We start from the raw sequence: 2,823 nt of genomic DNA, 5'->3' as shown, positions 1-2,823 counted from the left end.
TCGTTGCCTTTTTCCTTCTCGCTCTGCATTTTCAACTAGTGCATTTTGCTTTAATTCTCGAAGGCGGTAAATTTCATCAGCCACATCTTCATAGTCATTCTTGGACTTTGCTTGTATAAGAAGCTGTTGCTGTAATTCTTGTTTTTTATACTTAAAATCTATACCAAAACACAGCTAAAAATTATACCACCAGTAAATGAATAATTTTTAATGCGTATATTTTTTGAATTTTTAGTTTAGTGTTTTTAGCCAAGCTTTAGTTTCTTTTAATCTGTAAGAACTTCCATTCATATTAATGATAAAAGACTTATGTGTTAACCTATCGGTTAATGCAGCTGTCATAATAGGATCACCTAATATTTCATTCCATCTATCAAAAGAAAGATTTGTTGTTATTATGGTAGATTTTAATCCAGTTCTTATAGATATATTAGTAAAGAGAAGCTCCGCCCCCTCCTTATCGGAGGAGATGTAGCCAAATTCATCAAGTATTACTAAGTCATATTTAGCTAACTTATTTTGAAAAGCTCTAAGTGATCTTGATGATTTTAATTCCTTAAGTTGTGTAATAAAAAGTGGCACTGTTGTAAAGAATACCTTATATCCTTCTAAACAGGCTTTAATACCAAGTGATATTGCTATATGTGTTTTACCCGTTCCAGGGTTTCCGGATAAAATTACATTTTGACCTTCATCAATAAATTTTAAACTGCTTAAATGTTTTAATTTATTTTGAGCATCATCTGGTAATGCAGATATATCTAGGTCTTCAAAATACTTTTTATAAGGGAAACAAGCATTTTTGATTCTGCTTTGTGTAAGATTATAATGCCGAATATCATATTCTTTTTGAAGAAGCCTACATAGAAATTCTGCATAAGATAAATTATTCTTTTCAGCATCCATAATAGTTTCATCCAGATCGGCTTTTATAGCATTTAGTTTTAACTCAGAAGCATAATTTTTAGCTTGAGATAAGTATGATTCTAATGCCATTTCATCACTCCCTTAGTTATTAAGTAAATCATTAAATTCATTTAGCATATTTAATGAATTTTCTGTTATTGTATCTTTATAATCATCCATATATATGATTTTTTCATCATTTTTTCTACAACAAATAAACTCAATTTTATCTACACTTATATTGGTAGGACAAGTTTCCCTGATATAATTTATAGCGTTAACTACTGCATCAACACTATATTTACCAATACAATCTAATAGCATAATAAATTCTCTTTCATTGTTCTTGAAGTAATCATTATAGATATCTTTAACCACTTTATCCATTTGTTTAAAAGCTGTGCTATTAACAAGAGCCTTCGGCTTACGGAAAAGTGTGTATATATAATGATTTATATCTATTTTCCATTTATTAAATCCAATAATTTTTTTATGCTCAGCTATTTTTTCATCATTATAAAATACCAAGATTTTATTGGTATATACTTTACAAAGCACTAGTTTATCAACGTAGTTATCCGGAACAGAATAAAATGATGATTCAATCATAACTGTTGAATATTTACTAACTCTTACTTCAACAATAGTAGCTGTTTCATATAACGGCATATCTGGAAGAAAATTAATTTTTTCTTCTTCAAGTAATTCTAATGCTGTTTTATTTCTTCCAAAGCTACATTTAGAGTTTATTTCTTTTAGTACTTCTATAAGATGCTCATTAGCTTCATCTATAGACTTAAACTCTACATCTTTTCCAAAAGCTTTTCTACGTATAAGCTCAACGCTTCTTTCTACATGACCTTTTTCATTACCACTATAAGCATTACAAAATCTATATTCAAACTTATAGTACATAGATAATTTTAATAATGCATCAGTAGGTTCCCTATCTGATTTACCTATGAACCTTTTTACTGCTACTCTTGTATTATCATAAACAACAGTTCTAAATACACCACCAATCTCTTTAAAAAAATGTGCATGAGCTTCTAAAAAGCAGCTTGTGTTTTGCTTTGGAAACAATCTAGCCCATCTATAATTGCCGTAGGCACTAGTAAATACAGCTAATTGATACTCTCTGACAATATTATCTTCAGTAGATAATTTTACAGTACCAAAATCAAATTCTACTACATCTCCTGGAGCATATTCTTGCTTTATAAATGCTTCTTTTTTTGTTTTTTCTAACTTATTAACAACACTTATAACTGATGAATAACTTATATTAAATCCTTCTTTTAATAGAGCCTCGTGCATATCTATTTTCTTCATCTGTTGTTTAGAGAAGCCTTTCAATCTTTTTATTTCATTCTCTTTTAAGAAGGTTTTAATTTTTTCAATAACCTCATCGGTAACTGCTGTTTTAGTTCTAGGAGATGACTTATATTTAGGTTTTTTGGTAATCTCTTCAATTAAGTCTGCTTTTTCAATGTCCGATAGGGCATACCCCAATTCTTGTACTTTACTTTCATATTCACGTATATATTTTCTAATCGTATCTCTGGCTACGCCAGTTCTGCGAGAGATTTCCCTTTGAGACATATTATCTTTAGTGTAATAAAGTATAATTTTTTGTTTTTCATTCAATGTAATCACCTTCCACGATAACCTCTTTTCTTAATATTATTACCAATTAGTATTTCAAAAAGAGGTTTGGAAAATACTAGGTGGAAGAATTTTTAATTACTTTTTGGTACAGTAATAGTATGTGCTAAACATTTGGTTGATAATGAACTGTTTCTATTACAAAAATTGAGTATAAACCCATTAGAAAACCTCCTTAATTTATTGCATCTCTTTTCGAATATTTATTCATTAATTCCTCTAACCCTGCTTCGGATGTTAGAATTTCAAGAT

The 2,823-nt window shown here is 29.1% G+C and carries 3 protein-coding genes; all 3 read right to left on the bottom strand.

Annotated elements, in window-relative coordinates; genetic code table 11:
- Positions 1–231: 231 nt before the first annotated feature.
- Complete coding sequence (gene istB, locus SPJ33_RS06170; protein WP_195964577.1) at positions 232–996, bottom strand: IS21-like element helper ATPase IstB; 765 nt, start codon at positions 994–996, stop codon at positions 232–234.
- A gap of 12 nt (positions 997–1,008) precedes the next feature.
- Positions 1,009–2,562, bottom strand: a complete 1,554-nt coding sequence (istA, locus tag SPJ33_RS06165; RefSeq protein ID WP_195964578.1) for an IS21 family transposase — start codon at positions 2,560–2,562, stop codon at positions 1,009–1,011.
- A 115-nt stretch (positions 2,563–2,677) separates the two neighbouring features.
- Positions 2,678–2,734 (bottom strand): erythromycin resistance leader peptide, encoded by a 57-nt coding sequence (locus SPJ33_RS10650; RefSeq protein WP_167786578.1) that lies wholly within the window; start codon positions 2,732–2,734, stop codon positions 2,678–2,680.
- Between the last annotated feature and the right edge of the window lie 89 nt (positions 2,735–2,823).

The organism is Clostridium sp., from assembly GCF_034179595.1.
In the GTDB taxonomy this organism is placed as follows: domain Bacteria; phylum Bacillota; class Clostridia; order Clostridiales; family Clostridiaceae; genus Clostridium.
This window is presented reverse-complemented; position numbering and strand designations above follow the sequence as displayed.

What these genes read in the sequence shown, in the direction of transcription:
- istB (WP_195964577.1), bottom strand. Translation starts at nt 996, where the DNA reads ATGGCATTAGAATCATACTTATCTCAAGCTAAAAATTATGCTTCTGAG.